Here is a 25,478-nt window from a genome sequence, read left to right as displayed (position 1 = left end):
CCCCTTTAAGGGGGTAAGCGACGCTCAACGGGCGTCGGCCAGATGGTCACAACGCGGTCCCCCATGCCTGTGAACATCGATCTCAAAGCTCTCGTGCTTCTCGGAACGCGCCCCCCAGCGCACCGTTCCGTTCTATTCCCGCCGGGCTACCCCCCTAGCCCGGCGGGCTTTCTACCCTGAAACCAGCAGTCGATCGACCGTCATCGAAGATGCCGTGTTGCGGCGCGCTCGCGCCGGCGGAGACTGCATAGCGTTCCCATCAACGCTGCAAGGTCATGGCTTCAACTCCGGCTCACGCAATACCCGAGTCGCTCGCGGATCTCGTCTCGTCGGGCGCACTCGTGGTGGCCAGTCATAGTGGCGGCGCTGACTCGCAATCGATGCTGATCTCCCTACTCCAGGCCGACATACCCGCCGAGCAACTGCTCGTCGTACACGCGAGCCTGGGCGCGATCGAGTGGCCTGGCGCGCAAGCGCTGGCGCAAGGCCAGGCCCAGTCCGCGGCACTGCCCTTCATCGTGGCGCGCGCCAACAAGACGCTGTTCGACATGGTGCGCCGGCGCCACGCTCGCCGGCCCGACGTGCCCTCCTGGCCATCTCCGGCGCAGCGCCAATGCACGAGCGATCTCAAGCGCGGGCCGATCGCGCGAGAAGTCCGCCGATACGCCACGAAACACGGCTTCACGACCGTTGTGAACTGCTTGGGCTTTCGTGCCGATGAGTCGCCGGCCCGACGAAAGCGCCCGATTTGGTCGGTCAATGCGTCGCAGACCAACGGACGGCGCACCTGGTACGACCACCTGCCGATTCACGGCTGGTCGAAATCACGCGTGTTCGACACCATTCGCGCGGCCGGGCAGTCGCCCCACCCCGCCTACGCGGGCGGTAATGAACGATTGTCGTGCCAGTTTTGCATCATGGGCTCGTATAACGACCTACGCCACGCAGCACGCGTGCATCCCGACCTCGCCACCGAGTACATGCAGCTGGAGGACGAGACCGGGTACACGATGCACGCCAGCGGTCAATCGCTGGCCTCGATCATCAACCACAAGCCGGCCCAGCGGAGTCTGTTCTGACAGCGGCTCGGAAAAGGGTTGCGGCGCGCGTTGCGCGTCTGAGTCTAGCCCCGTAGCAACCGCACTCACACACAGGGCAGACCGCATGAAAATCGAACTCAAAGGCGTGAAACACCATACGAGCCTGTCGGAAGAGACCAACGCGTTCACCGGCAGCGTTTATATCGACGGCAAGCGCGCGGCAACGGCTTCGAACCGAGGGCATGGCGAGCCGGTCGCTCTGCGCCCGATCGAGGGCAAGCAACACTTGCTGGCCAAGGCGACAGAATTCCTCGCGCGCCAGAAGCAGGTCGAACTCGGCAAAGATATGTCAGTGCCGCTGGATCTCGATCTGCTGATCGGCCACATGGTCGCGGTCGATCTTGTGCGTAGCGACGTCAAGCGGCGCGCGAAAAACCTATGCGGGCCGGACGCCAAGATGGCGATCAAGTTTCGAGACACGCAGGAAATCATGGTTTACAAGGTCAAGCCCCACTCAGCGGTTCGCAACGCGAAGGGGCCGGCGCACGAAGTCATTGTGGCGAAGGAGCAGAAGGACGGGCATGACCCGGTATGCCTCAACACGCTCTACGAAAGTGACCCGGAGGCCGCGCGTCGTGAACTGGCGATCGCGTGGGAGGTGGCTGACCTCTACGACTGGACACTCGAAAGCACGCTCGCCACGGGTCGTCTCTAAGCAAGCCACGCACTGAACCACAAGCTGTCTGGGCCTTGCGACCGCATCGCTTGGTCGACAGCCCTTTCATGGGTATCGGCCAAGTCTCGGCATACCGTCTTCCGGTCGTTTAGGCTCGGCTCAATCACGACGAAATAAGGGGGATCGGAGTGGACAAGAAAGTTGTATTGCCCGCAGTCGCGGGTGTCTTGGTCGTCGGCGGATTGGTGACGCCCTATTTCGTCGGCATGCATATCGAGGATGTGTTCAAAGAGCACGCGGTGGCATGGGGCGAAACCGCGGGCATGTCGATGGAAGTATCCGAGTACCAACGGGGCTGGTTCAGTTCACAGGCCCGCGTCACCGCTCGGAACGGGGCCGTGACAATGCGCTCGGTCTACGATATTCATCATGGCCCGTTGCCGGCGCTCAACTGGGCTTCGATGGAGGGCTACCTCGAGAGCGTCACGTCAACGAATGGCTCGATGCAGACGTTGACGGACTTCTTTGACGGACCGCCGCTCAGCTACACCGCGACCGTCCCGCTCTTCGGCCACATGAAAATGACCTTCTTCTCGCCGCAAACGCGCGGCGTGGTCGATGGCGCGGCCGACGTTCGCTGGGACGGGCTGGAGGGTACGCTCGAATCCGATGGCGACGTGGTGGATATGCAATTCACGATTCCCGGCCTGACGATCATTGACGGGCCCGTGAACGCCGCCTTCAAGGGTGGATCTATCAAAGCAGAAGGCGTCGCCTTCGATCCGGATAAACCCAACCCCGGCGTGTGGGATCAGACCGCGATCATTACCCTTGATCGCGTCGACATCGCCGACTCCAGCCAGGACACCCGGATCGGCTTCTCCGCGCGCATCAACAACGATGTGCATATCAACGACGACGACGTGACGTTCGGCTCACGCACCGCGTTCAACTTCTCCGACGTCACGATGCAGCTGCCCGGGCCACCCCCGGCCAATCTCGCTTTGAATGAGGGCACGATCGAGTATCGCCTCGACGGCATCAGTATCGACGCGCTGAGAGGTCTGTCGAAACGGATCACCCAAGCCGAGCAATCCGCCATGAGCGAGCAGCTGCGCTCGCAGGCGATCGCCGAGGCCTTTGGCAATACCCTGAAAGCCTTCGTGGCCGGCACCCCTTCCATGACGCTGGCTATCCCTGAGTTCGATGCCCGCAGCGGCGGCATGAATGCGAGCGTGACAATGAGCCTGGATCAGGCCGAGGCGCCTGTGGCCATTTCAAAGACCCCGCCCATGGTGAGCCTGATACAACGGCTTCACATCGATCTCGATCTTGCGTTCGATATCAGCCTGATTCGGGCGTGGTCCGGCATAGCGCCGAACGCCGACCTCGCGCTGGCCAAGGTCCAACAGATGGTGGATCAGGGGTTTGCCAGGATCGAAGGCGACCGCGTTGTATCGCGCATCAGTGCAGCAGCAGACGAGATCGTGATCAACGGCACCCCAGTGCCTGAAGCGCAGCGGCGTGCGTTGATGATGCAGCTCATGACCAATGCGGCCGCGTCACGACCGGACAACGGCTGAACCACGCGGCTTCTGTTCGTATCGCCTTACATAACAACAGGACGAAAATATCAACAATAGACGTTCAATCCGGCGCACTTACAATGTCGCACCGCGCACGTGACGCACACTACCCTCCGCCGTGACGAGACACACGCCGTGCTATCGGGCTCGTGGCCCATTCAGGCTGCTCCTGCAGCCGCTCCACCAGTCGTTCGCGTAAGCGGCGGTTGGCTTTTCGCTCTCGATCGAGTTCCCGCTGCAGGCTCGCATTCGTTCGGTTCGCTACCCGCAGCAAGTCGTTGAGACGTTCGGGCGTTTCAATACGAGACAGCATCCCGACCAAGATGAACAGCTCTCGCTCGCGGTTGGATTCGAGACGGTGCGACGCAACTGCCTCACGCATTTCGAGGGTGTTTCGAATATCCAATGGATTGACGACCGATTGAATCCCGCCGCGCCTGGTTGCCCAGAGCAGACCCCATTGGGGCGGTAGTTCCCCCGGATCGATGAGACCTTCCGGGCACAGGTAAAACCGCCAGTTCCCCAGCGCGGATTGCTCGGAGGAGGCCAATCGATGGGTCTTGCGTGCGTCGGCGAGGAAGTCGGCGCGCGAGGTCTTTGCCTCGACCAGATAGGTGCCGTCCAGGAAGCCGGCACTTCGCCACCCGATCGCATCCGGTGCTTCGCCGTCATATCCGCTGCGTGGCTCGATGAGAGCCAGCTTGCAGCCTGGCCCGCCCTTGCTGTGGGGTCGCTTGAGCCAGCGCGCCGCGATCTCGCACAGCTGACCGTGGCTCCACTGTGACTTCTGTTGTCCCGCCATCCTCATGAACTCGATATGGGCTTCCCCGCATGAAAGGAGGCTCTGGCCAAGCATTGCGTGCCGCGTAGGGCCGCACAGCCGCTGTAGCTCAAGGCACTGACAGTTACGGAAGTCCATTGAGGTGCTACACACGGCGGGGCTTTATCGAGTATGAAACCCTTCCTGCTACACGCCGAGGAATCGCGCGGCACAGGCCAACCCGGCGATGTCATCGGCACCGAAACGATCGATCCCAAGGTGCTGCCTCTGGTCGAACTACTCGACAGCTTCGAGGGCGTCGCGCCGTTTTCAAGCTGCCAAGGCCATAGCAAGGGCGAACACCTGATCGCATGCCCCTTTGTCAGCTTCGAGGCCGATATCGCCCACGCGCGTCGAGTTCATGCGGCGATCGAGCGCTTGTACGCGAATAATCGTCTCAAGCTGCTCTGGCATGTGGTCGGGGACTTCAGTGCGGGCGACCTCATGTGGGTAATGCGCCCCACCACGCTCTCGATCAATCGACAGCAGGAAGGCAGGCCCAGAAGTCTTAGCGCGCTTCTCAGGTCCAATGATCCTATGAACTGGCGCGCGCTTTTCGACCACGACCTCGCGACGCTGACATCCAACTTCCGGGTCGATCTGCGGCTGCCCCGACCATCGCCTGCCTGATCGCGCGGCTTGCGGCGCGCGCGCGGCGCCCGAACCTGTCCGTGCTCACCGACCACACGGAAACGACACCATGACGACGCACCACGACTACGCCAGCCGCCACATTACGATTGAGTTCGTCGCCCAGCGATGGGTCGGCCCCAAGCATGACTACGCCGAGACCATCGATACCCACGTGTTCGATGCGACGCCGAGCGTGCTACGCCTGCCGCTGGAGCAGCTGCACTACCTGACCGACGACTCGATCGAGAGCGATCAGCTGGGCTGCGACTACGTGGACCACGATGGCCCGTTCCTCGTGCGGGTCACGGCGTCGCTGTGCAACTTCTTTGAAGTCGCCCACCGTGAAGACATCACCCAGGACATGCTCGACGCAGCGCGCGCGGCACATTGCCTGAGCGAGGACGATACGTGTTGGGTCCGCCGGTCGCTGACCGTCGCCTGCATCTCGACGGCCAAGCTGTCCGCCCATGCCATGGCTGAAATCGAACGTGCGGTGAACGAAACCGTCGATCGTCTGGGCCTGAGCCAGACAAGCGAGATCACCCATGCGTCGAAGGGCAAGGTAGCCAAGCCCAGTGCCGTCGAGCGATGCGACAGCGATGCAGCCTTCGAGATCGCGCCGCCAATGACTGCCGATGTCGAGTCGGCCGTGTCGAAGGCGCATGCGGATTACGCCATGACCTCGCTGTGCGAGCGTATGGCGTTCGCATTTGATTGTGCCGCTGGGTCGATCAGCTGCGAGGCATCGGCGGCACTCGCGGTGCATTACGTGCGATCGACTGACCGTGCGACGCCGCTCGATCTGGCTGCTATCCGGCGCCTCGGCATGACGGCCCGCTTGTGTGCTCGGGATCATCTGGGCTGGTACCCGATCGACCATGCCCGTGTCGATTGGCCGTTCCTGGTGAGGGGCTGGAAGAAACGCGATGTCGCGGTGCGGGTATGGCCGGTGATTGATGACGGTCGCGAGCGTGTCCGGGTGGCCTTCATGGCTGAGGACGCAGCCACGGAGGTCTACGAGGTCGACTTCGCGGATGCAGCGGACAAGGCCCGCGTGACGCACGGCATCCGCCAGCAGGGCCGATCGATGCGGGTCGAGCTTCCAGGCTGATGCGCTTACCCGTCAAGACACCCAAGCCATACCCAGGTGATAGTGGCCGCGCTGGCACGGCCGGCTGCAAGATCAACCGAGGTTCACCATGACCGGATCAATATCGGCACATGACATCGAACGCTCGGCGATCGATACGGCCGTCACACGCACGTACGCCGAGCACGGCGGGGCGCTGACCAACGCTGAGCTATATGAAGCCGTCGCCGAGGATCTGGGGCTTCAGATGGAACTGTTCACCGGCGCTAGCGAGGGTCGCGATTACAACGCCAATGCCCGCGCGGCGCGCTGGTCCCAGCAGACGCTCAAGACCCAGGGGCTGATCGAGCGGGTTGACCGCGGACGCTGGCGGATCACGGCCGAGGGCAAGCACAAGCTGCGCCGCCCGGTTCGAGGGATGCACCTGGTCGCCTTCTCGACCGATCTCGGCGTGGCGGTATGGGGTGACTGCCGCGACGTCATCGCCCGTATCGACGAACCCGTGACCCTATGCGTGACCTCGCCGCCCTACCCGATCGCGAAGGGCCGCGCCTATGGCCGAATCGCCGCTGAGCAGTATGTCGATTGGCTGTGCGGCGTTCTCGAAGGTGTCGTCGCGCGTCTGGCGCCCGGCGGCAGCATCGTGCTCGTACTCGGCAACGAGGTCTTCGAGAATGGCTGTGCGGCGCGTGTGCCCTATATCGAACGCCTGACGCTCGCGCTCATCGACCGACTGGGCCTGTGGAAGATGGACGCATTGATCTGGCACAACCCCTCGAAGGCACCCGGACCCGTTCAGTACGCGTCGAAACAGCGGGTCCAACTCAACGCCGGCTACGAGACATTGCTCTGGCTGACCAACGATCCCGATCAGGTACGCGCCGACAACCGCCGCGTGCTCCAGCCTCACAGTGCTCGCCATACCGCACTCATGGCCGCCGGCGGCGAGGTCCGCGAGACCTGTAGCCAGGACGGCGCCTATCGGCTGCGGCCGGGCCGTTCGTTCGCCAACGTCACACCGGGGCGCATCCCGCGCAACGTGCTGTCGCTCGGGCATCGCTGCACCGATCAGCAGCGCTATAAGCGTGAGGCCGTCTCGCTTGGCCTGCCCTGCCACGGCGCGCCGTTTCCCGTCTCTCTCGCGACTTTCCTCGTGGAATTCCTCAGCGAGCCGGGTGATCTGGCGGTCGACATCATGGCCGGGTCGCAGACACTGCCTGTGGCAGCGGAACGCCTCGGCCGGCGCTGGCTGGCCTGCGAGCGTTACGGCGAATACATCCGCGGCGGTGCAGAACGGCTTCGCCACGCTGCCGGGTTCTCCATGACGCAAGATTTCGCCGGTACGTTCGCCGCGGATAGCGCTTGCGGCGCCTGAGCGGGGGCCGAAGCTGTTATCTCACCCAATCAGGCACCGAGCAGGAGTATTCACATGGCTGATCGTTTCTACGGCGAAATAACCTTTCCGCGCCACGCCCTCGCCCATGCACAGCTGCGCGATCACATCACTGCCGAGTTCAGCATCGACTCATCCGATCTCGATACATTCGATGACATCGATTGCGGCGAGTTCGGCATCAACCTCTCGGATGACGATCTCGTGATCCTGTACGACGCACAGGCGCGCTACGGCGAGATGCAAACCACTGAGGCGGTGCTGATCGCGCTCGGCACGCCCTTCGACGCACGCGCGGAGCAGAAGTACGAATACGACAGCGCAATTCGCTGGTGGCGACCGGGCATGGATCAGGTCGAGTCCCTGCCGTGCAACGCCGATGGCCAAGTGACCACCACCGTCGAACAAATCGTGGCCGCACTCAACGAGGTGGCAGAAACCGACGACGCTGATGACGTTCAGCGTCGCGTGCGCGAAGTCCTGCCCAACACCAGTTTTCTCGATAACCCGCTGAGCCAGTACGCTGAGCAGGCGGCCTAGAAGGAGCCCATGATGTCGGATGTAACGCGAACCGGATTACCCAATGACCTCGGCGTCGTGCGCGCTGCTGGCGAGCTTTTGGTCTATAAGATCGAAGAAGACGACAGCATGTCACTGACCCGTTTCGGTGAGGCGACACCCATCCCCGATAACGAACTGACCGCCGAGATGCGCGACGCCGTCGAGGCAGACCTGGTCAAACGCGGCATCAAGAAAGCGAACAACGCCGACGCTTAATGCCGATTTTGGAGAGACTCCTCTCCACCCCCTTTATAGGGGTGTGAGCGACCTTCTCTTCCAATCGCGTATGGTGCCCAGCGCTGTGTTTCGCAGCGCTACTGCCGGTGGTTGGTGGATGCCGGCCGCTCCACCCGTTGTCGTAGAGGCCACAGGCCCCGGCAACAGGCGGCGTCGGGCGTTTCGTGGGCTTCACCCGACGCCGCCATTTTATTTTTTGCCCAGATTGCAGCGATCCATCCCTTGAACTGACGGTCGCATACGGCATCTTCGTTCCTCCCTGCTGATGCACATCGCGTTCGCAGCGGATGCTGCGTTATGTTGTTGACCTAGCTAGGGATTTTTTTGATACCCGTGTCTGCATTATGCAGGCATGCCGATAACTCAGCGCGAGGTTTTTTAATGGCGGATTTGACCGATGCACGTCCAAGCTGTCCAGAGTGCGGCTGCCTCATGGTCATCGACGCCAATACCGATTACGCGTACGACCCGGACAACTACCACTGGGTATGTCGGCGCATCTGCGACCATGAAAAGACGTGCTACGGGCGCAGGTCCACCCCCCGGTCCCAGGTGATGAGCGGCGCATTTCGCACCGAAGACATGGCGATCAAGAAGGTTCGTGCCGGCGCCCTGATCAACTCGCGGCTGAAACGCGGACACGATGCGGTCAAGCGTGCGATTCCCGAGCTTGAGCAGGACAATCCGCTACGCACCTATCTGAGCAGCGACGAGAACGAGCTCGTCGATGTCGCATTGCATGTGCTCGGCAATCTCGCCAACAGCTTCGAGCGCGCCAACGAAACTGCGCCGGGTCACGATGCCGACTGGCAGGCTCTGCAAGACATGGCGGCCATCGACAAGACGCAAACGGATCTCGTCCGAAAAATCGCTGAAGCGTTCCTGTCCGCGTCGCACCGCTCAAGATCGATCGAACGTGCCCGGTGCCTCGACGAGTACGTGAAACGTCATCACGGGCAGAGCCCTGGTCTACGCGAATTGGTACGTGACTATCTCGGCAATCCCTTCGAAGCGCGATGGGACGCCCTAGTGGACGCGGTTGGTCGGGTTCTGACAACCGAGGCATACAACGTGCGGCCGTTCTCGTTCGAGCAATACTGGAAAGGCTGGCGTGAGAATCTCCCCTACCGGCGCGCCATCAGCCGCGTGAAATCCCTCGCATTCTTCGACCCGGATAGCGATACCGCGGCATTCGATCGCGATCGACATGACCAGCATCAGGGGTAGCGCAGCGCCCTTGCGCTAGCGCGGTACCCAGGTCACCAGGCGCGGCCATCGCTCGAACTCCGTCTCGTCGGGGGCGCAGTCCAACGTGACGATATAGATCCGACACTCCCGGTCCACTCGTGCGACCACCCCTTGGATGTAGGTACCGCGCGTTACCTCGAACCATCGCTCGCGCCCGGTGACGTCCCGCTCCGCGAAGCCCACCACGGGCAGCAATGCCGATCGCGGCGCGTAGGGCGCCCAGACATCAGCCTGCAGATGCGTGCGATGGGCCCAGCCGCCGAGCGGTAACACACCGGTCTCGCCGGGGCGCCGGCCCCACCGTCCAAGCACCATCTGCGCGCCGCACCGTGTAGACACCGGCAACAGGGCTTTGCCCGACGGGAACCGGCTGACCAGCTCACGCCCGTCATGAATGAAACGTACCGCCCAGCTCATCAGTGGCCGATCGAGTCTCGCGAACCGCCGGGCTGCCAACTCGGGGCGATGACGTCCGGGGTTTCTGAGCGCGCCAACAACGGCGCACGGTGAACCGTGAAGCCACCGAAGCGCGCGTTGATCTCGTCGATCGCGGTATTCAGGGGCGCATTGGCGTGTGCGCCTTCAGCGAAGAGGTCGGCTTGTTGCGAGCGGGGCCGCGGATCGAGCGCGTTGATCTGTACCTGCGAGACACCCTGGCCATCCCAGCGCGACGACAAGAAGCCACGGGCCAAGGCATAGATCGCGGCGCCATCGTCGGTCGGGGTCACACTCCGCGCCTTGGCGCCGATCGTGCCCAAGTCGGTACGCAAGCCGATGCTGAAGGTCTGAGCCTCCAGCACGTTGCGCCGCAGCCGCCGCCCGACTTTCTCGGCCATGTGCATGAGGTAGGTCTCGATGAGTTCACGCGAGCGGGTATCCGGCGGCACCACCTTGCCGTGCCCGATCGTCTTGGCCGGGCGTGTGTCTTCCATCACCGGCTCCGGGTCTTTCGCCTGGGCCATGAGCCAGAGGCGCCGGCCAGGATTGCCAAAGCGTTGCGCGAGCGCGGAAATTGGAATGTTTTTCATCTGGCCGCAGCGATGGACGCCGCGGGCGGCGAGAAATGCGCCGATCCCGTCGCTGATGCCGCACAGGTCAGTCACCGGCACATCGGCCAGCCTCGCCTCTGCCACATCGGGCTCGATGACGGTGAGCCCGTCCGGCTTCTGCAGCTTCGCGGCGTATTTCGCCGTCGTCTTGTCACCGCTGATGCCCACCGAACACAGCAACCCCGACGCGTCGAAAATCACGCGCTTGATCCAGCGGCCGAAGCCGTATGCATCCATACGATGGAGTCGCTGTACTCGCGTGAGGTCGATGAAGCCCTCGTCCACCGAGAATCGGGCCGTATCCGGGGATACCACTTGGAGCGCGTCCATGATCGCGGTTGAGACTTCGGCGTATCGCTCCGGCTGCGACGGCACCTGGATCAACTCCGGGCACAACTTGCGCGCCTCACGAAGACGCATGCCCGTGGTGATGCCATAAGCCCGCGCTTCGTATGAGCAGGTGATTATCGCGGTGCCCTTCATGCCATTGGTTATCGCAATCGGACGACCACGCAACGTCGGGTTGTCCATCTGAGCGATCGCCGCGAAAAAAGCGTTCCCATCCCAAAGGCAAATCATTCTCTGCCAGGTGTTCATGTCGTCTGCGTTTACTGTATGGATATACAGCTTATGCCATCCGTTCGGATTCGCAACAGCGACGAACACCTTGCGGCGCTCAACAGCTGGATCAGCCTGCTCTTACCGCCAGCGCCTGCCGGCATCACCAAACGAGAGTTCCGCGATGACAACGAAAACCCTGCCCCTGAACTTCGATCAGAACGCCTACGTCGACAACGACATCGATATCTATGCCCTCGCGCGAATGCTCGGTGTGAGTCTGGGCTTCCTGGGTGATCTGACCGGTCTGCCGGCCCGGGTGATCTACGACCCCGAGGCGCGGCTCACCCCCGATGCACAGGCCCAGCTGCGCGACTTCATCGATATCTTGGAGATCCTGATGCCCAAGGCCGGTAGCGTGGACGAGCTGGTGGACATGGTCGCGAGCGAGCGGATTTCCGCACTTAGCAACTACACGATCCGCCGTCTGTTTCATGCCGGGCGGTCACGTCATGTGTTGAAGGTGCTCCGCAGTGCCGCGTTCCCGCTGCGCTCGAGCACGGGCGGCCGTTTCGATGTGCCAGTGGTCGTGTGACTCAGGCACTCGCCCGAGAGCCGGCGCCCGCTCACACCGTCATGAAGGTGTCACAAAAAATTTCACCGGATCGTCATCATGGCGTCATTTCGCTTCCCTACTATTGGAAGCGGTTAGGCCATCAAGATAGTTGTACTGGTGTGCTATGAGAATGAATGGTCTTGGGGTATTTGTTGTGCTTTCGATGGCAGCGGCTGTACCCGCCTTCGCTGCCGATTCGTCGGACATCGGCTCGGAATACGGCGTGCGGATGGCGACTGCGGCGGCCTCCGGTGGCGGGCTTACAAAGTGCCGGCTCTACAACGAGAACGATGACGGCAGGAACGAGTACCGGGGTGGCTGGACAAGCGCGTCCTCCAGCACGCCTTCGTCCTGGCGTGTTAATTCCAGCGATCGCAACCTCTATCTCGACTGCGAGTAGTTGAGACCGAAAGAGGCTTGCGGGTGCCCTGCCCGCGAGCCTCCGTCTTGTCGGGCGACTGACCCCATCACAACACGCTCGCCGTTATGTTGGCGGCCCGCGGCACCACCGTCATCTGGCCGGTCGCGAGACCCTACGACGCTGTTCTTGCGCCTGCCCTCATGTGTGATTTTCCCTTGCGGCGCACCCCACAGGGCCGAACCTGAAGTGGCTCGATACACACCACTCAGGACTACAGACATGAGCCAGACCGTCACCATGGGCGTCAACGAAGACCGCCTCCTCGACCTGCTTCGCAACTCCTTCACGAACTCCACGACGTTTCTCGGCGAACTGCTGCAGAACGCTCGCCGCGCCGACGCGACACGTATCGATTTCACGATCGAGGACTACGAGGACGGCTCTCGTCTGACCGTAGTCGATAACGGCAGCGGCATCCGCGACTGGTCGGGCCTCGTGTCCATCTGCGAGTCAGGCTGGGATGCCGAGACCATGGCTGACGACAAGCCGTTCGGAATCGGCTTTCTCAGCGCGCTTTGTGCGGCCGAATTCATTGATGTCGTATCGAACGGCGACCGGATGTGCTGCAATACCGAATTGCTGCTATCGCGCCAGCCCACCCCCGTCACCGCCGAGCCATCGTCTGTCGCGGGTACGACGATCGGGTTGTCGGGAATCACGGTGTCGTCGAAACACCTCGAATCGGACTTGCGCTCGTTCGTGCGGGGTTTTCCACTGCCGGTCACGCTCAACGGCGAAGAACTCGAGCGCCCGGACGCGGATGACGACGAGCGTTTCGTTGATAGCCCGGTGGGCAGGGTCGCATTGGCCACGCGCAATGTCAGACCGACGTATTACCTACAGGGGTTGCCCGTAACCGGCCCGTCGCGCCGCGCCCTGGTCGCAGACTCCGATGATTACGAGACGGCCAAAGCAATCTTGAAGACCACGGACGCGGGCCTCGACTACGGTCATGTTGTCCACCTCGATAGCCGGCGCTTCAAGGCCCGCCTGCCTGATCGGGCACAGCTGCTCGACATGCGTGAATCGGCAGCTTTGATCGCGCCGGTGATCCGCGCGCTCTTGGGTGCGTATGTGCGCCGGATGAAGTCTGTACTGGACGCCGCGGCGTTCGCATCACGCTTCGATATTGAGTTGTTGGAGCGGGTAGGCTGTCTCGATCTACTCAACGACATCCCTCTGCTCGCATCCGAAAAATGTGAATGGATGACGCTGGACGAAAGCGCGATTCTGCGCTCGAATACTGACGACGCGCGACGCTACTGGCCGCACCGACCCATGGTGACGAAGGAAGAGATCGAGGCGGCCGATCTCGTGATCTCACGGGCCCAATACAACGCCCTTTGCGACACACTCGAAGAAGAACACCAGGACGACGAAATGGTCAGCCCGACCATCATCTATCTGGCCCACTTCAACACGGTGGTAATAGAAACATCGGAGTACGACGCTGGGCACTGGATTCACCCGATGCTGAGCGAGTTCGATAACACGAGCCTGAGCTATCGGGCGACTGGCCGAGTCGTGACCGAGACCTTGCAGTCAATCCATTATCGCTTCCGGGCCAGCATCTGCGAGGCCGTCGAGATGGATGGCCCACTGGGCACCGTTCGTTTCGATGACTGGGCGCTTCCACAGGCGGACGGCAAGCCAGTGCTGTTGCCGGCCACGGTCAACGATGATGCCTTCCAGACGTTTATCAGCTTCTGGGATAGCGAAAACGACACGTTCGACCCTGACTACTTCAATGCGATGACGAGCGAATTGATTGCCCAAGTTCGCGCGATCTACTGCGACGACATGAGCCGTGTGGTCGCTGCCACTCTGGGCGAGAGCAGTATCTCGTCGCTCGATACGATCCGTAACAAGCGGTTCACCGTCAGCTTCGACGAGCACGGCCAGCTTACGGTCGAGAACGCTGCATGACGCCGGCCCGTGTGCGACAGCGATAACGCCGAGTAGGCATACCTCAAGGGGTGGTCGTGATGACCGCCCCTTTTCTTTGTGTGGGGTCGGGCGCGCTACGGGTTCTGCGCGTACACAACCGACATGCCGGCGCCGACTACCAGCCCGGTGATTGCCGCCGCGACAGTGGGATTATCCGCCCCGCTCCAGACCATGTATGCGATCGGCGTGACGATGACGAAGGTTGTCAAAAATACTTTCATGGTTCCCGCGATACGACGATAACACCCTGACAGGGCGTGAAATTTCTGCGCTTCTCAAAGCATACAACGCATCACGAAATAACCGCTTGCGGCGCTCGTAGCGCGCCCGAGTCTAGCTCTATCGGAACACACCGAAGCGCTAGAAATGACACAGACCGCAAGCCAACTTTCCCTGTTCGACGACGACGGCGCCGCCATTGTTGCCGCAATCCAAGTAGCTCACGCCGAGGTCATGGCGCAGCAGGCCCAGGCACGGGCCAGCAAGCGCCGTGCAACCGTCGTATCGATCGATACGAGCGAAGATCACAACGTCTGCCTGCCGGACGGCATGATCGATCAGGGGGCATGGCAGGACGCCGATCGTCTCAAGGCGAACCTCGATGCGCTGGCCGCGCTCGACGCGGAGGCTGATCGCGAGGGCGATGCCCTGTCGGATTCGGTGCGAAACGCTCTGTTGGGCTACGTGGGCTGGGGCGGACTGGCGAATGTGCTCGACGAAGTCACGCCTGCAAATCGCATCAAGTACGCCCAGACGCGCGACACGCTGCGTACCTATATCGATGGCGCCGACTGGCCGGCGATCACGGGTAGCGTGCTGACCGCCTACTACACCAGCGAAGCGCTGATTGATGCGATCTGGTCGGGCGTTCGTAAGCTCGGTTTCACGGGTGGCCGGGTGCTTGAGCCTGCCGCAGGCATCGGGCATTTCATTGGCCGACGCCCTAATGATCTGGCCTGCGAGTTCACCGCCGTTGAGTGCGAACCCAAAGCGGCCGCAATCGCGTCGCGTCTCTATCCCTCCGCCACGGTGCATGCCGACAGATACGAATCCGTGCGCCTGCCGAACAATCGCTTCGATCTGGCAATCAGCAACGTACCCTTCGGTGACTTCGGCGTGACGGATAGCGCCTATACCGGGGGTCGCTTCGCGAGCCTGCGCATTCACGATTACTACTTTCTCAAGACGCTGGACAAGATACGTCCGGGTGGCCTGATCGCGTTCGTGACGACCCACGGTACGCTCGACAAGGTAGATAACCGTGTGCGCCGCGAGATTGCCAAGCGTGCCGACCTCTGCGGCGCCTTTCGCCTGCCCAGTTCGGCATTCAAGGACAGCGCCAATACACAGGTCGCCGCAGACGTTCTGTTCCTGCAGAAGCGCGATCAAGCCCGTATGGACGATCCGGGCGAGCTGGCCTGGGTCAACGTGGACGACTGGGCCGACAACGGCCGATCGATCCAGCAGAACACCTATTTCGACGAACACCCCGAAGCGGTGCTCGGCGAGCGCGTCATCGGTCAGGGTCGCTTTGGCCCGGAGCTGCTGGTACGCGCCGACTCCTCGCACGGCTATCAGGCTATGGCTGACCAGTTGCCGCAGGGCGTCTATGTCGAGGCCGCCGATGCGGTCGAACAGCAGATCGAGAAACAAACGGTTCAGCTGGGCGGTGATGGCCTTTCGAGCATTCAGGTCGGCGCCTTCACCTTCGAAGATAACGGCGCGCTTTGCGTCGTTGGGGCCGAAGGCGTGCTCGAAGTCGTGAAGGTCTCCAAGACCGCCGAAAAGCGCATCGCCCTGATGATTCCGGTACGTGATGCCGCCTACGAGGTCATCGCAACGCAGGTGAAGCAGGCGCCGCTTGTCGATCTGCACGCCGCGCAGGCGAAGTTGCACCGGGCTTATGACGCCATGACCAAGCGCTACGGACCGATCAGCAAACCCGCCAATCGTCGCGCCATGTGCAACGATCCGGCTATTGCCGTGCTGCTGTCGCTGGAGCACTACGACGAGAAGACGCAGACGGCGACGAAGACCGAGATTTTTACCGAGCGCACCATCGGCCTGCCCGAGCGTGTCGAACGCGCCAAGACGCCGCATGACGCCCTCGCTGTCAGCTTGAACGAGCACGGGCGGGTGCTGCCCGATCGCCTGTGCGCCCTGCTCGATCAGGAATGGCCGGAGATTCGCGAAGAATTGCGCGGCTCGATCTATCGCAACCCGCGTAGTGATGAATGGGAGACGGCCAGCCGCTACCTGTCGGGCAATGTCGTGGTCAAGCTCGCCGAAGCACGCGAAGCCGCCCTTTCAGACGGCGACTACCGCGAAAACGTCGATGCCCTGCAGGCGATCCAGCCGGAGCCGTTGGGCGCCGGGGAAATCGACGTCAACCTGGGCGCGCCATGGGTGCCTGAGTGGGTCTATCACCAGTTCGCCGGCCATTTGCTCGGCATGGAAGCCGCACCGGGCAATCGGAACAACCGGGGTGTGCCGGCGTATCGGCACGTGCCGTATGGCGCTGTCAGCTTCACTCCGGCGCTTGGCCTCTGGGAAGTCGATATATCCGAGTACCACTGCGACCGCTCGACCTTTGCCCAGTATGGCACCCCGAATTTCTCGCCTATTGAGCTGATCAAACACGCGCTGAATCAGAAATTGCCGGTGGTCTGGACGTACGACACCCACGGAAACAAGGTCAAGGATTTCGATGCGAGCAACGAGGCACAGGAAAAGCTCGCCTCAATCAAGGAAGCCTTCGCTGAGTGGCTATGGTCGGAAGGACAGCGCACCGATCATCTATGCTCGATCTACAACGAGCGTTTCAACAACCGCGTTGAACGCATCTATGACGGGTCGCACCTGACGTTCCCCGGCCTGTCGCTGTCGCGCACGCTGCGCCCGCATCAGGCGAACTTCGCATGGCGCGTAGTCGAGTCCGGCAACACCTACGCCGCGCATGTCGTGGGTTCGGGCAAGACCGGCTCGATGGTCGCCGCCGCGATGGAATCCAAGCGCCTCGGGCTGGCTCGCAAGCCAATGGTGGTAGTGCCTAACAACCTACTCTATGACTTCGCCGCCGAAGCCCTGCGCTTCTATCCGGGCGCCAATGTATTAATCGCGCGCAAGGAAGATATTTCCAAGCACGGTCGCCGTCAGTTCCTCGCGAAAGTTAGCTCGCGGAATTGGGACTTGATCGTGATGACGCACGAGTCGTTTGGTCGCGTGCCGTTGTCTGATCAGTACGTCGAGCAGTTCATCCGTAACGAAATCGCCGAGTACGAAGACTTGATTAACGAGACGAGAGCCAACAACGGCGACCGTATCTCGATCAAGAACCTCGAAATGGCAAAACGGCGGCTTGAGGCACGTCTCGACAAGCTCGCCAACCAGGAGGCGCGCGACCACGCCGGCCTGTGCTTCGAAGCTCTCGGCGTGGATATGCTGCTGATTGACGAATCGCATTTGTTCAAAAATCTCGAAATTCGAAGCCGCATGGGATCGATCCCCGGCGTGACAAATGCGGCCTCTCAGCGCGCGCTCGATCTGTTTATGAAAACCCGCTGGGTCATGGCCCAGTCGCCGCACGAGCAGCGCAACATCGTGTTCGCATCGGGTACGCCGATTTCCAACTCAATGACCGAGCTGTATACCAATCTCAAGTATCTGGCCCCCAACCTCTGCGCCGAGCACGACATTGCTCATTTCGATTCCTGGGCCGCTGCTTTCGGCGAGGTGGTTGCCGCTCTCGAACGTGCCCCGGAAGGTAGCGGATACCGCGTCCATTCTCGATTTAGCAGATTTGTGAACGTCCCAGAGCTGGTTCGGCTGTTCCGCTCTTTCGCCGATGTGAAAATGGCTGACGACCTCGATCTGCCGACGCCGGAGGCCGACCGTCACCACCACGTAGCCGAGCCGAGTGATGCACTTATCGCGTACATGAAGGTGCTAGGCGAACGCGCGGCGCTATGCCGATCGGGTGCGGTGGATAAGCGCGACGACAACATACTGAAAATCGCCAATGACGGGCGGCATGCCAGCCTCGACATGCGGCTGATCGACCCGGCAGCCAACGACGACCCCGGAAGCATGCTTCGTCAGGTCGCCGAGACGATTGATCACTACTACGTGCGTGGCGGTGACAACGTGCAGCTGGTGTTCTGCGATCTGGGAACGCCGAAGTCGCACCGCTTCTCGATCTACACGGAACTGCGCACGCTGCTGATCGACGCCGGCCTGCCCGCCGAGGAAATCGCGTTCGCGCAGGACTACAAGACCGACGCCCAGCGCCAGCAGCTCTATGCCGCTGCGCGCGCCGGGCAGCTGCGGGTCGTGCTTGGCTCGACCGCGAAGATGGGCATGGGCATGAACGCCCAGGACAAGATCAGCGATATTCACCACGTCGATGCACCGTGGCGCCCTGCCGATATCGACCAGCGCGACGGGCGCGGCCTGCGGCAAGGTAACGAGCACGATTCGGTACGAATCCACACCTATGTAACGCGGGACAGTTACGCCGAATTTATGTGGGAGACGTTGAAGCGCAAGGCCGGATTCATCACCCAAGCGCTGACCTCGCCGGACAAAGCACAGCGTCGGATTGCCGATACCGTCGAGCCGAAATATGCCGAAATCATGGCGCTGGCGTCGGGCGATCCGCGCATCCGCGAGAAGGTCGAAATCGATGATCGCGTAGACCGTCTCAAGCTGCGTTATCGCTACCACCGCAACTCGCAGGCCCGTATTGATCGACGCCTAAGCGAAATCGCTTATCACCTCGACGACGCACAGCGGCGTTTGCACGGCCACCAGCAGGATATGAACGTGCTTTCGGGCGAACGCGTGCTCGAACTGGCCAACGGCCAGCGCGTGCAGGACGCGGACACCGCACAAAAGGCGGTTCGCGCCTTCGGCAAGGACGCGCTACGGGGTCACAGCACCAGCCTGTATCTCGGCACGTTCGGAGGCTTCGAGTGGCGTATCGAGCACGGACTTACCAGCGAGTACCGCAAGGGCTACCGCCTGATCCTCGACGGCGCGGTACCGCTCTACGAGGTCATTGGCCGAAGCGGCGAGCGAGCGTGGGCGGTGCTCAACGATCTGCTCGACAGCCTTAACCAGCGCGGCGCGCGCATTCAGGCCCGTATCGACTCGCTCGAACAGGAGCACGCCGGTCTGATCACTCAGCAAGGCCGGGATTTCGAGGATCAAGACCTGCTCGAAACCTTGCTCGAACGTCAGAAGGTGTTGAACCGCGAACTGATGGAGGCCGCAGAGCAGGCCACCAAGGCGGCATGACCATGTCCATGACACACCTTGATAATCGCGTCCGCTCTGCGCTCCCACCACAAGAGCACGGCGCCCCCAGGGGCGCCGGCACTTCCAATGGGGCGCCCGCTATCTCGAAGGCGAACAACGTACCGCGCCGCCTCATCGATCGGCTGGACACTCTGCCCGTTGATGATCTCAGCGGGACGCTGGGCCAACCTCTGCCCTCGCCTGAACGATTGCGGCAGTGGCAACGCCTGATCGATCGCTACTTTCAGGATCTCGGAGTCCTGCTGAGCGACGCAGAAAACATGCCCCTCGAATCCCTTTCGCGATCACTCCACACCCTGCGACTGCCGCCACTGGACGCACTGACCCGTGCTGATGGCTTCGAACTGCGCGCACGGCGCCATATAGGCACTCTGCGGGCGAAGGGACACCAGAGCCTGCACGCGATACGTGGGCCGGCGGGGAAATATCTCGACTGGGCCGCGAACAGCCCCGGCCGGGCGGCACTCTACGAGCGTTCCCGGTGTTTCGGTTGGCTCGTGCCACGCTCGATCAGACGTGCCGAAGACCAGATGCGCCGCGGTCGACAGGTAGCGACAGGGTATCAACGGGCCGCTGACACGCTCATCGCAGACCTGGACACCGATCGCCAGGCACTACGCACCCTGATCGCACGACTGATCCTGCCCTGTGCCCAGCTCATACGCCGGATCGAGCAGATAAGAGCGCGGCGCCAGGCCGAAGTCACCGCCAGTACGCGGCCACATGCAGAGACGCGGGCCGATCGCGTCACCTTTTTTGATCCAGCGCGGCGAACCCGGAACAAGAAATCGCACGATGATCATTGCCCGGCTATGTCTCGGGCCCGGCAGACCGTCGATCGCCTACGCACGGCGTGTCGTCTACAGGGTGCGTCGCAGCTTCCGCACATCTCACGAACCTTGAGCGATCTCCTCACCTTCGAGGACATCATTTTCGATGACGTGTTGATCGATGCGTTGGCGTCGAACCAGGCTCAGTGCGCGACCTACGATGCGATGCTGGAACCGTACGTCGATATCATCGACTCATGTGGGCGTTCATTGTCCGATCCGCCGCGATGCAGCGCTAAGTAATTAAGGTTAAGCGCAGGTTCCGAGGCCAAGTCTTGTCGTTGTAGCACTAGGCCTCTGGAATGTGAGATTTTGATCCCTTTTCCAGTGCACCGTGGCATAAACACAGATGGCAAGCGTTATCGATCGAAATCTACTCGAACGGGTTTATAACGGCGTAGTCGAACAACAGGATAATGCCAAGCGCGAGACAGACCCCGATGTGACACTCATGGAGTCGCGCAAAATCCCGGTTCCCGACGATCAAAGCTATCCGGTCACGGAGGATGGGTACCTTGCCGCACTAGAGCTAGTCGGTCGGTACTGGGCGTCAGGACGATTTCCTCATGCCAACCTTGAGAAAGCCACCTTCGAGTTTTTCTGTTTGCTCGCGATGGGTCAGACGTTCTACGAGCAATGCCGGAACCCGCACCTCCCAGACGGCGACAACGGACTCGATCTTCTACTTCATGAGCATTGTCGAATACTCGAAGAACAGCTCGAAGCGATGTTGCACGATGTAACGCAACATATTCCGGTCGTCCTCTTCCGAGGCGAGCATGGCGTTGACCCGCTCTCCATCGGACCCGTGACCTTTCGACGTGTCTCCGATTGGCTCGCGGAATTCGTGAACGACGCCCAGACAAGAAGGCACATCGATCAGATGTCTTTAGACGGACTCCAAGTGTTTGCTGAAGACCCTAGAGCAAGACATGACGCGGCCAGATACATACGCTTCCTACGGGGCTATGACTGGGTTGCTTCCGTGACCTTCGATCAGCACGACCCTAAAAGAGCAGTGACAAAGGCCCGCACTGTCGTGTCTCTCGCGCTCGACGTGATCGGTCTCTGCTTTAATTCATCGAACGCCGCAAATCTTGTTATGGCAGGTCGGAATTATCTACAGCCGGCAAATGATCTCTCCACGCTCAGCGATGGCAAGAAGCTATGGTCGATGAAGTCGCCTCGCCCTGGAATTGGTGCTGCGCCTAACCAAATTCGGTCTAACTTGAACGACCAGCAAAGATTTCTTGATACGGCGGGCGAACTGCTAACGGAATATGTCGAGGGCCGCGCAGAAGATACCGCCAACCCTTTGGTTGAGCACTGGGCGAATGCCCTGAATTGGCTCGGCAGCGCACGTCGCCAGTTATCGGATAGCCACGCTGTAGTCGCTTACGGCGCAGCCCTGGACGTGATGTCCGGACACATGAGCAAAGATAAATACATCAAGGATTTTCTCCACGCCGCGCTCGACACCACCCCAGAATCGACCGTAGTTATGATCGTGAAAGAGGTATACGGCAAAGGTCGCTCTGCACTTCTACACGGCGGTGCTTACGGGTTGCTCGAGGATTACGAAGACCTGCGCGTTTTCGCTGACAGAGTTGTGGAAGCCACGCTACATGAGGTGACGCCGGTTATCGCTGGCCTAATCACCGCCGGCACGGTCACCCGGACAACTGATCGTGAGATTGCCTTTCAAGGGCTGATTCACGCTCTGAATAATCGCTGAGGCTCGAAGAACCAGCCCTCGACACCGGCCGTTTCGCTGACAAAAAATTTAGCTACACAAGTATTTGGCCTGTTCTTACAGATACCTCTCTCAACGGTCGCTGCTTGAACGTGGGCAGTTATCTAGAGATGGTCGGCTTTCGACCCAAAGCGGACATTTACTATCGACTACCAGGGTCAATAAGCGCACTTGACCTTCTTTGTAAAAACGCTGCTCTATATCTTCAATTTTCTATATCGACGATCGTGAATAGGATGCTACCACCACCGAGCACTTCAAAGTTTTCCACTAAGCTACCGTCGAGGCCGGTACTTCAAGAACATACCGGCATTTCCTTCGCACGCGCTATACAGACTCAATTAACTAATATCGGTTGGCCGTTTCATGAATTGCCAGCAACCGCGAGCCAAAATGGAAACTCGCCGTCGGTCCCGATATCCCTCACGACACTGTGTTTCGCAAGATCAATGACCGCTACCTTGTTTTCGCCGGTAACGCCGACATAAAGCCAACGTCCGTCGGCGCTCGCGCGCACGCCATGTGGGCCTTGACCGACGTCGATAGTTGCAACCTTTTCGTAAGTCTGGGCATTGATAAGAACGACGCTACGGCCGCCGATAGCATCGGTGGCCACTAGACGACCACCGGGCACGACATCGATACCGCCGTGGCTTGGGCCGATATCGATCCGTGCCAGCACTTCGGCACTAGCGATGTTGACTACCGCCACATGCCCGATGAAGTCGCGTACCCAAAGGCGCTTGCCGTCGGCCGACAAATCAAGATTATGCGGCTGAGCCATGCCGGCGACCGGTATCTCACCGGTCTTTTGCAGGCTCTCCATGTCGATCGTGGCAATCGCGCCGCCACCTTGTAACGTGACGTATGCCGTCGAGCCATCGGCGGAGAATTTTGCATTGTGTGGTGTTTTTCCGACCTTGATCTTTTTGATCAACTTTCCGGCTTTGAGATCAAATACCGCAGCGATCCCGGCGCCTGGAACGATAGCGAGGCCACGCGTTCCGTCAGGCGAAATTTTAACGCCCTGAGTCGGCTGACCAAGGTCGAAAGTCACTCGCTTACGGCCAGTCGCAGTATCCAGAAGATAAACCGCACCGGTATCTATATTGCCGACCAGCAACTCGCGGCCATTCGGGCCAATGGCATCGTAATGTGCGCTGCCTATATCCGACCATCGCCTGTCTGTCCCCAAACCCTGGACCGCGCTGCTGTTTTGCAACGTCGCGTACACCGGCTCGGGCACGGCCGTGGTAAGCGAGACTTGCGCCTGTGAAGGCTTGCTTGGCGCCTGCTTGTGAGACGTTGTCGATTCAGCGCTACCGGCGCCATCCAACCCAAGCTCGCTGCGCGCGTTGTGTACATCCTTTCCAGAGAGCTTTGTCTTGCGTGCCGTGGCGATCTCGGCGGCGTCATAAGCCTTGAATCCGGACGGCAGTGACTCGTTATTGTCCCAGGCCGTCAACACATAGTTAAGCACCTTCGCGATGTCGGCATCGTCGAGCGCAGCACCCCAAGCCGGCATCTGTCCGTTGTAGGTCTTGCCCTCGATCGTGATCCGCCCGTTCAGCCCGAACAGCAGCACATGGGCCAGGTAGTCGCGTCCGCCGTCGGCCGCCAGCAGCGCGGGCGTGTGTCCGGCCTGGGGCGGAAAGGCACCCGGAATACCGGCGCCGTTGGCCTGGTGGCAGGCCGCGCAGTTCTGCGCGTAGATCTTGGCGCCCTGCGAGTCGCTGTCAGCCGGGGCCACGGCCGCATCTGCCGCATTTGTCTTCGATTTGTCGGCGCCATTGGGCTTGGAGTCGCCGGCCGAATCACCACCTTGCGTGTCGTCGCTATAGGTGTTGTTGCCGATCGTCTCCGGCGTGTAGTGCGCCTGCAGATAATCGATGATCTCGGGCCCCGCCTCGCTCGGGATATATTGCTTGGCGCCGAAGGTGTTGAGCATTTTGTGCACCGTTTCGGCCCATTTTTCACTCGGTAACGGCGGCTGCATGCTGATATAGGTGGTGTTGTGGCACACCGAGCAGTAGGCCTGGACCTTCTGCTTGCCTGCCCCGTCGGCGAGCGCCGGCACATAGGTTGGCCAGGCGCCGTTGATGCCGTAGCTGGAGCCGGTATCGAAGCCTTGCGGCTGCGGCTGGTCGACCTCGCCAAGACGGCCGGTCTCGTACTGGCCCTCGCTGACATAGTCCGGCGCGTTGAGATTGGCACCGGCTTCATCGGATTCGTAGGCCCAGGCGGCCGAGGCAAGCCCGACCAGCGCTACAGCCAGTCCCAGGCCCGCGAAGAAATCGCGTTTTGTCATCATGATGTTTCTCCCCTTGTTTAAACGGCCGGTCCGACGGTCAGCGTCTGGGTTTCGATCTTGTTCCAGAGATAACCGCCGGGATTCCACAACCCGTGATCCGGCTGCACATGGCCGGCGGCGTCGGTCGCGCGCACGGCGAGCTCGTATTCGCCGGGCTTGTCGGGCGTGAATACGGCATGCCACTCGCGGAAGCTGTAGGGGCCGTGGTCCGTGCCGAGTGTGGCGGCCTGCCAGTGCTTGCCGCCGTCGGTGGAAAACTCCACTTGGGTGACCGGCCCGGTGCCGGAAAACGCCACGCCGCGTGCGGTCACTGGCAGGCCGGCCACGGCCTTGGTGGCGCCGTCGGGTGTGGCGATAAACGAACGCACCGGCAGCTCAGCCACGCCGATCGGCACCATGTTGACCTCGCCCTTGGCCACCGCCTCCGGCGTGGTCGCGCCATCTTCGGTATCCGGAATCTTGTAGGCCTTGGCCATCCAGAAATTGGTGTCCTCGTGGTCGAGCACACGGATCCAGGTCACGTGCTTGACCCAGTAGGTGGCGAACTTGCCGGGAAACACCATGCGCACCGGAAAGCCGTTGAGCATGGGCAGCGGCGCGTCGTTCATGGCATAGGCCACGATCGCCTTGTCCAACACCGGATCATCGATATTCCAGGACTTCAAAAAGGCATGCGAGCCGTAGCCGGCCGGGCCCTTGCCGAAATCCAGCCCCTGGAACTGGATCTGTACTGCTTTGTCGGTGATGCCGGCGGCGTCCAACAGATCGCGCAGACGCACACCGGTCCATTTGGCGTTGGCCATGGCGCCGTTGCCCCATTGGCCACCGCCCACGCGCGGCGTGAAATAGCTGCGACTGTTGCCCGAGCACTGCAGCACGGCCGCCACGTCGTGCGGCTCGTATTGGCCGAGCAGATCCGCGAGCGACAGCGACATGGACTTGTCGACCTGGCCGGAAATCTCCAGCCGCCATTTGGCGAGATCCACATGATTGGGTTCGCCCGGCAGGTGATAACGCACGAACATAGCGTCGTTGGGCGTAAACGCCCGGTCGAAATAGGCACGCGGGGTCTCGATCTGCACCGGCCGGTCGGTCAGCCGCAGCAGCGGGCGCTTCTGCGGATAAGCCACGTAGGGGCCGATCGAATTCCAGTGCGGGTTCGCCTGCGGGCCGATATAGGCCGGCATGGCTTCGCCGGTCTGGCTCGACACGGCCGCCGAAGCGCGACCCGGTCCCAGCCCGATGGCTGCAGCGCCGAGCACGCCCCAACCCGCGCCACGCAATAGCGCACGGCGCTGCAAGTCGGTTGTATTGTGATCGTCTTTCATGATTTTCCTCCCTTTTATATTGCTCGTAGCCTTGCCGGCTTCTGTTTGCGCCGACGGCACATCCG

At 61.2% G+C, this 25,478-nt stretch carries 21 protein-coding genes; 15 read left to right on the top strand and 6 right to left on the bottom strand.

Annotated features, from left to right (window positions below; genetic code table 11):
* The first annotated feature begins 275 nt into the window (after positions 1–275).
* From J7355_RS15515 to J7355_RS15505, 3 genes are all read left to right on the top strand, one after another.
* Positions 276–1,079 (top strand): phosphoadenosine phosphosulfate reductase family protein, encoded by an 804-nt coding sequence (locus J7355_RS15515; protein WP_209064317.1) that lies wholly within the window; start codon positions 276–278, stop codon positions 1,077–1,079.
* An 85-nt stretch (positions 1,080–1,164) separates the two neighbouring features.
* Positions 1,165–1,755 (top strand): hypothetical protein, encoded by a 591-nt coding sequence (locus tag J7355_RS15510; protein ID WP_209064315.1) that lies wholly within the window; start codon positions 1,165–1,167, stop codon positions 1,753–1,755.
* 149 nt (positions 1,756–1,904) lie between these two features.
* Positions 1,905–3,299 carry a DUF945 family protein gene (locus J7355_RS15505; RefSeq protein WP_209064313.1) on the top strand — a complete coding sequence of 465 codons (1,395 nt, stop codon included), beginning with the start codon at positions 1,905–1,907 and terminating at the stop codon, positions 3,297–3,299.
* A gap of 109 nt (positions 3,300–3,408) precedes the next feature.
* Here J7355_RS15505 and J7355_RS15500 read toward each other — a convergent pair whose 3' ends face one another.
* Positions 3,409–4,104 carry an adenylosuccinate synthase gene (locus J7355_RS15500; protein WP_209064311.1) on the bottom strand — a complete coding sequence of 232 codons (696 nt, stop codon included), beginning with the start codon at positions 4,102–4,104 and terminating at the stop codon, positions 3,409–3,411.
* Positions 4,105–4,254: 150 nt separating this feature from the next.
* Here J7355_RS15500 and J7355_RS15495 point away from each other — a divergent pair, with 150 nt between their 5' ends.
* The 6 genes from J7355_RS15495 (at position 4,255) to J7355_RS15470 (ending at position 9,263) form a co-directional block, all read left to right on the top strand.
* Complete coding sequence (locus tag J7355_RS15495) at positions 4,255–4,752, top strand: hypothetical protein (RefSeq protein ID WP_209064309.1); 498 nt, start codon at positions 4,255–4,257, stop codon at positions 4,750–4,752.
* Positions 4,753–4,822: 70 nt separating this feature from the next.
* On the top strand, positions 4,823–5,866 hold the full coding sequence (locus J7355_RS15490) for a hypothetical protein (protein WP_209064307.1): 1,044 nt from the start codon (positions 4,823–4,825) through the stop codon (positions 5,864–5,866).
* Positions 5,867–5,954: 88 nt separating this feature from the next.
* Positions 5,955–7,220 (top strand): site-specific DNA-methyltransferase, encoded by a 1,266-nt coding sequence (locus tag J7355_RS15485; protein WP_209064305.1) that lies wholly within the window; start codon positions 5,955–5,957, stop codon positions 7,218–7,220.
* A gap of 54 nt (positions 7,221–7,274) precedes the next feature.
* Positions 7,275–7,778 (top strand): hypothetical protein, encoded by a 504-nt coding sequence (locus tag J7355_RS15480; protein WP_209064303.1) that lies wholly within the window; start codon positions 7,275–7,277, stop codon positions 7,776–7,778.
* A gap of 12 nt (positions 7,779–7,790) precedes the next feature.
* Positions 7,791–8,015, top strand: a complete 225-nt coding sequence (locus J7355_RS15475; RefSeq protein WP_209064301.1) for a hypothetical protein — start codon at positions 7,791–7,793, stop codon at positions 8,013–8,015.
* A gap of 453 nt (positions 8,016–8,468) precedes the next feature.
* Entirely contained in the window at positions 8,469–9,263 is a 795-nt protein-coding gene (locus J7355_RS15470; RefSeq protein ID WP_209064299.1) for a hypothetical protein, read from the top strand.
* A 15-nt stretch (positions 9,264–9,278) separates the two neighbouring features.
* Here the strand turns inward: J7355_RS15470 and J7355_RS15465 are convergent, their stop codons facing one another.
* Positions 9,279–9,701 carry a hypothetical protein gene (locus J7355_RS15465; protein ID WP_209064298.1) on the bottom strand — a complete coding sequence of 141 codons (423 nt, stop codon included), beginning with the start codon at positions 9,699–9,701 and terminating at the stop codon, positions 9,279–9,281.
* Positions 9,701–10,930 (bottom strand): DNA polymerase IV, encoded by a 1,230-nt coding sequence (locus J7355_RS15460; protein ID WP_209064297.1) that lies wholly within the window; start codon positions 10,928–10,930, stop codon positions 9,701–9,703. The genes J7355_RS15465 and J7355_RS15460 overlap by 1 nt, the downstream gene beginning before the upstream one ends.
* A 145-nt stretch (positions 10,931–11,075) precedes the next feature.
* On the opposite strand from J7355_RS15460, the gene J7355_RS15455 reads away from it, so the two are divergent.
* The 3 genes from J7355_RS15455 (at position 11,076) to J7355_RS15445 (ending at position 13,854) form a co-directional block, all read left to right on the top strand.
* Positions 11,076–11,486: a hypothetical protein gene (locus J7355_RS15455; protein ID WP_209064296.1), complete on the top strand. Its 411-nt coding sequence runs from the start codon at positions 11,076–11,078 to the stop codon at positions 11,484–11,486.
* 184 nt (positions 11,487–11,670) lie between these two features.
* Positions 11,671–11,907: a hypothetical protein gene (locus tag J7355_RS15450; RefSeq protein WP_209064295.1), complete on the top strand. Its 237-nt coding sequence runs from the start codon at positions 11,671–11,673 to the stop codon at positions 11,905–11,907.
* 240 nt (positions 11,908–12,147) lie between these two features.
* The gene (locus J7355_RS15445; RefSeq protein ID WP_209064294.1) at positions 12,148–13,854 is read left to right on the top strand and encodes an ATP-binding protein; all 1,707 of its coding nucleotides are present in this window, start codon (positions 12,148–12,150) and stop codon (positions 13,852–13,854) included.
* Positions 13,855–13,949: 95 nt separating this feature from the next.
* Here the strand turns inward: J7355_RS15445 and J7355_RS15440 are convergent, their stop codons facing one another.
* Entirely contained in the window at positions 13,950–14,096 is a 147-nt protein-coding gene (locus J7355_RS15440) for a hypothetical protein (RefSeq protein WP_209064293.1), read from the bottom strand.
* A gap of 145 nt (positions 14,097–14,241) precedes the next feature.
* Here J7355_RS15440 and J7355_RS15435 point away from each other — a divergent pair, with 145 nt between their 5' ends.
* The 3 genes from J7355_RS15435 (at position 14,242) to J7355_RS15425 (ending at position 21,756) form a co-directional block, all read left to right on the top strand.
* Positions 14,242–19,170, top strand: coding sequence for an N-6 DNA methylase (locus tag J7355_RS15435; RefSeq protein ID WP_209064291.1), 4,929 nt, complete (start codon positions 14,242–14,244; stop codon positions 19,168–19,170).
* Entirely contained in the window at positions 19,167–20,264 is a 1,098-nt protein-coding gene (locus J7355_RS15430; protein WP_209064289.1) for a hypothetical protein, read from the top strand. The genes J7355_RS15435 and J7355_RS15430 overlap by 4 nt, the downstream gene beginning before the upstream one ends.
* 106 nt (positions 20,265–20,370) lie before the next feature.
* On the top strand, positions 20,371–21,756 hold the full coding sequence (locus J7355_RS15425; RefSeq protein WP_209064287.1) for a hypothetical protein: 1,386 nt from the start codon (positions 20,371–20,373) through the stop codon (positions 21,754–21,756).
* A gap of 382 nt (positions 21,757–22,138) precedes the next feature.
* On the opposite strand, the gene J7355_RS15420 is transcribed toward J7355_RS15425, so the two are convergent.
* Together J7355_RS15420 and J7355_RS15415 are read right to left on the bottom strand one after the other, a co-directional pair.
* Positions 22,139–24,085 carry a c-type cytochrome gene (locus J7355_RS15420; RefSeq protein ID WP_209064285.1) on the bottom strand — a complete coding sequence of 649 codons (1,947 nt, stop codon included), beginning with the start codon at positions 24,083–24,085 and terminating at the stop codon, positions 22,139–22,141.
* Between the two features lie 17 nt (positions 24,086–24,102).
* On the bottom strand, positions 24,103–25,413 hold the full coding sequence (locus tag J7355_RS15415; protein WP_209064283.1) for a molybdopterin-dependent oxidoreductase: 1,311 nt from the start codon (positions 25,411–25,413) through the stop codon (positions 24,103–24,105).
* Between the last annotated feature and the right edge of the window lie 65 nt (positions 25,414–25,478).

This window comes from Endozoicomonas sp. G2_2 (genome assembly GCF_017744135.1).
GTDB lineage: Bacteria > Pseudomonadota > Gammaproteobacteria > Nevskiales > Salinisphaeraceae > Salinisphaera.
Note: the sequence above shows the minus strand (reverse complement) of the source record. Positions and strands in the feature narration are given on the sequence as shown.

Excerpts from the sequence above, each read along its gene's own strand:
- J7355_RS15515 (WP_209064317.1), top strand. The coding sequence starts at position 276 with ATGGCTTCAACTCCGGCTCACGCAATACCCGAGTCGCTCGCGGATCTC.
- J7355_RS15510 (WP_209064315.1), top strand. The coding sequence starts at position 1,165 with ATGAAAATCGAACTCAAAGGCGTGAAACACCATACGAGCCTGTCGGAA.
- J7355_RS15500 (WP_209064311.1), bottom strand. The coding sequence starts at position 4,104 with ATGGCGGGACAACAGAAGTCACAGTGGAGCCACGGTCAGCTGTGCGAG.
- J7355_RS15495 (WP_209064309.1), top strand. The coding sequence starts at position 4,255 with ATGAAACCCTTCCTGCTACACGCCGAGGAATCGCGCGGCACAGGCCAA.
- J7355_RS15490 (WP_209064307.1), top strand. The coding sequence starts at position 4,823 with ATGACGACGCACCACGACTACGCCAGCCGCCACATTACGATTGAGTTC.
- J7355_RS15485 (WP_209064305.1), top strand. The coding sequence starts at position 5,955 with ATGACCGGATCAATATCGGCACATGACATCGAACGCTCGGCGATCGAT.
- J7355_RS15480 (WP_209064303.1), top strand. The coding sequence starts at position 7,275 with ATGGCTGATCGTTTCTACGGCGAAATAACCTTTCCGCGCCACGCCCTC.
- J7355_RS15475 (WP_209064301.1), top strand. The coding sequence starts at position 7,791 with ATGTCGGATGTAACGCGAACCGGATTACCCAATGACCTCGGCGTCGTG.
- J7355_RS15470 (WP_209064299.1), top strand. The coding sequence starts at position 8,469 with ATGGTCATCGACGCCAATACCGATTACGCGTACGACCCGGACAACTAC.
- J7355_RS15465 (WP_209064298.1), bottom strand. The coding sequence starts at position 9,701 with ATGAGCTGGGCGGTACGTTTCATTCATGACGGGCGTGAGCTGGTCAGC.
- J7355_RS15460 (WP_209064297.1), bottom strand. The coding sequence starts at position 10,930 with ATGAACACCTGGCAGAGAATGATTTGCCTTTGGGATGGGAACGCTTTT.
- J7355_RS15455 (WP_209064296.1), top strand. The coding sequence starts at position 11,076 with ATGACAACGAAAACCCTGCCCCTGAACTTCGATCAGAACGCCTACGTC.
- J7355_RS15450 (WP_209064295.1), top strand. The coding sequence starts at position 11,671 with ATGGCAGCGGCTGTACCCGCCTTCGCTGCCGATTCGTCGGACATCGGC.
- J7355_RS15445 (WP_209064294.1), top strand. The coding sequence starts at position 12,148 with ATGAGCCAGACCGTCACCATGGGCGTCAACGAAGACCGCCTCCTCGAC.
- J7355_RS15440 (WP_209064293.1), bottom strand. The coding sequence starts at position 14,096 with ATGAAAGTATTTTTGACAACCTTCGTCATCGTCACGCCGATCGCATAC.
- J7355_RS15435 (WP_209064291.1), top strand. The coding sequence starts at position 14,242 with ATGACACAGACCGCAAGCCAACTTTCCCTGTTCGACGACGACGGCGCC.
- J7355_RS15430 (WP_209064289.1), top strand. The coding sequence starts at position 19,167 with ATGACCATGTCCATGACACACCTTGATAATCGCGTCCGCTCTGCGCTC.
- J7355_RS15425 (WP_209064287.1), top strand. The coding sequence starts at position 20,371 with ATGGCAAGCGTTATCGATCGAAATCTACTCGAACGGGTTTATAACGGC.
- J7355_RS15420 (WP_209064285.1), bottom strand. The coding sequence starts at position 24,085 with ATGATGACAAAACGCGATTTCTTCGCGGGCCTGGGACTGGCTGTAGCG.
- J7355_RS15415 (WP_209064283.1), bottom strand. The coding sequence starts at position 25,413 with ATGAAAGACGATCACAATACAACCGACTTGCAGCGCCGTGCGCTATTG.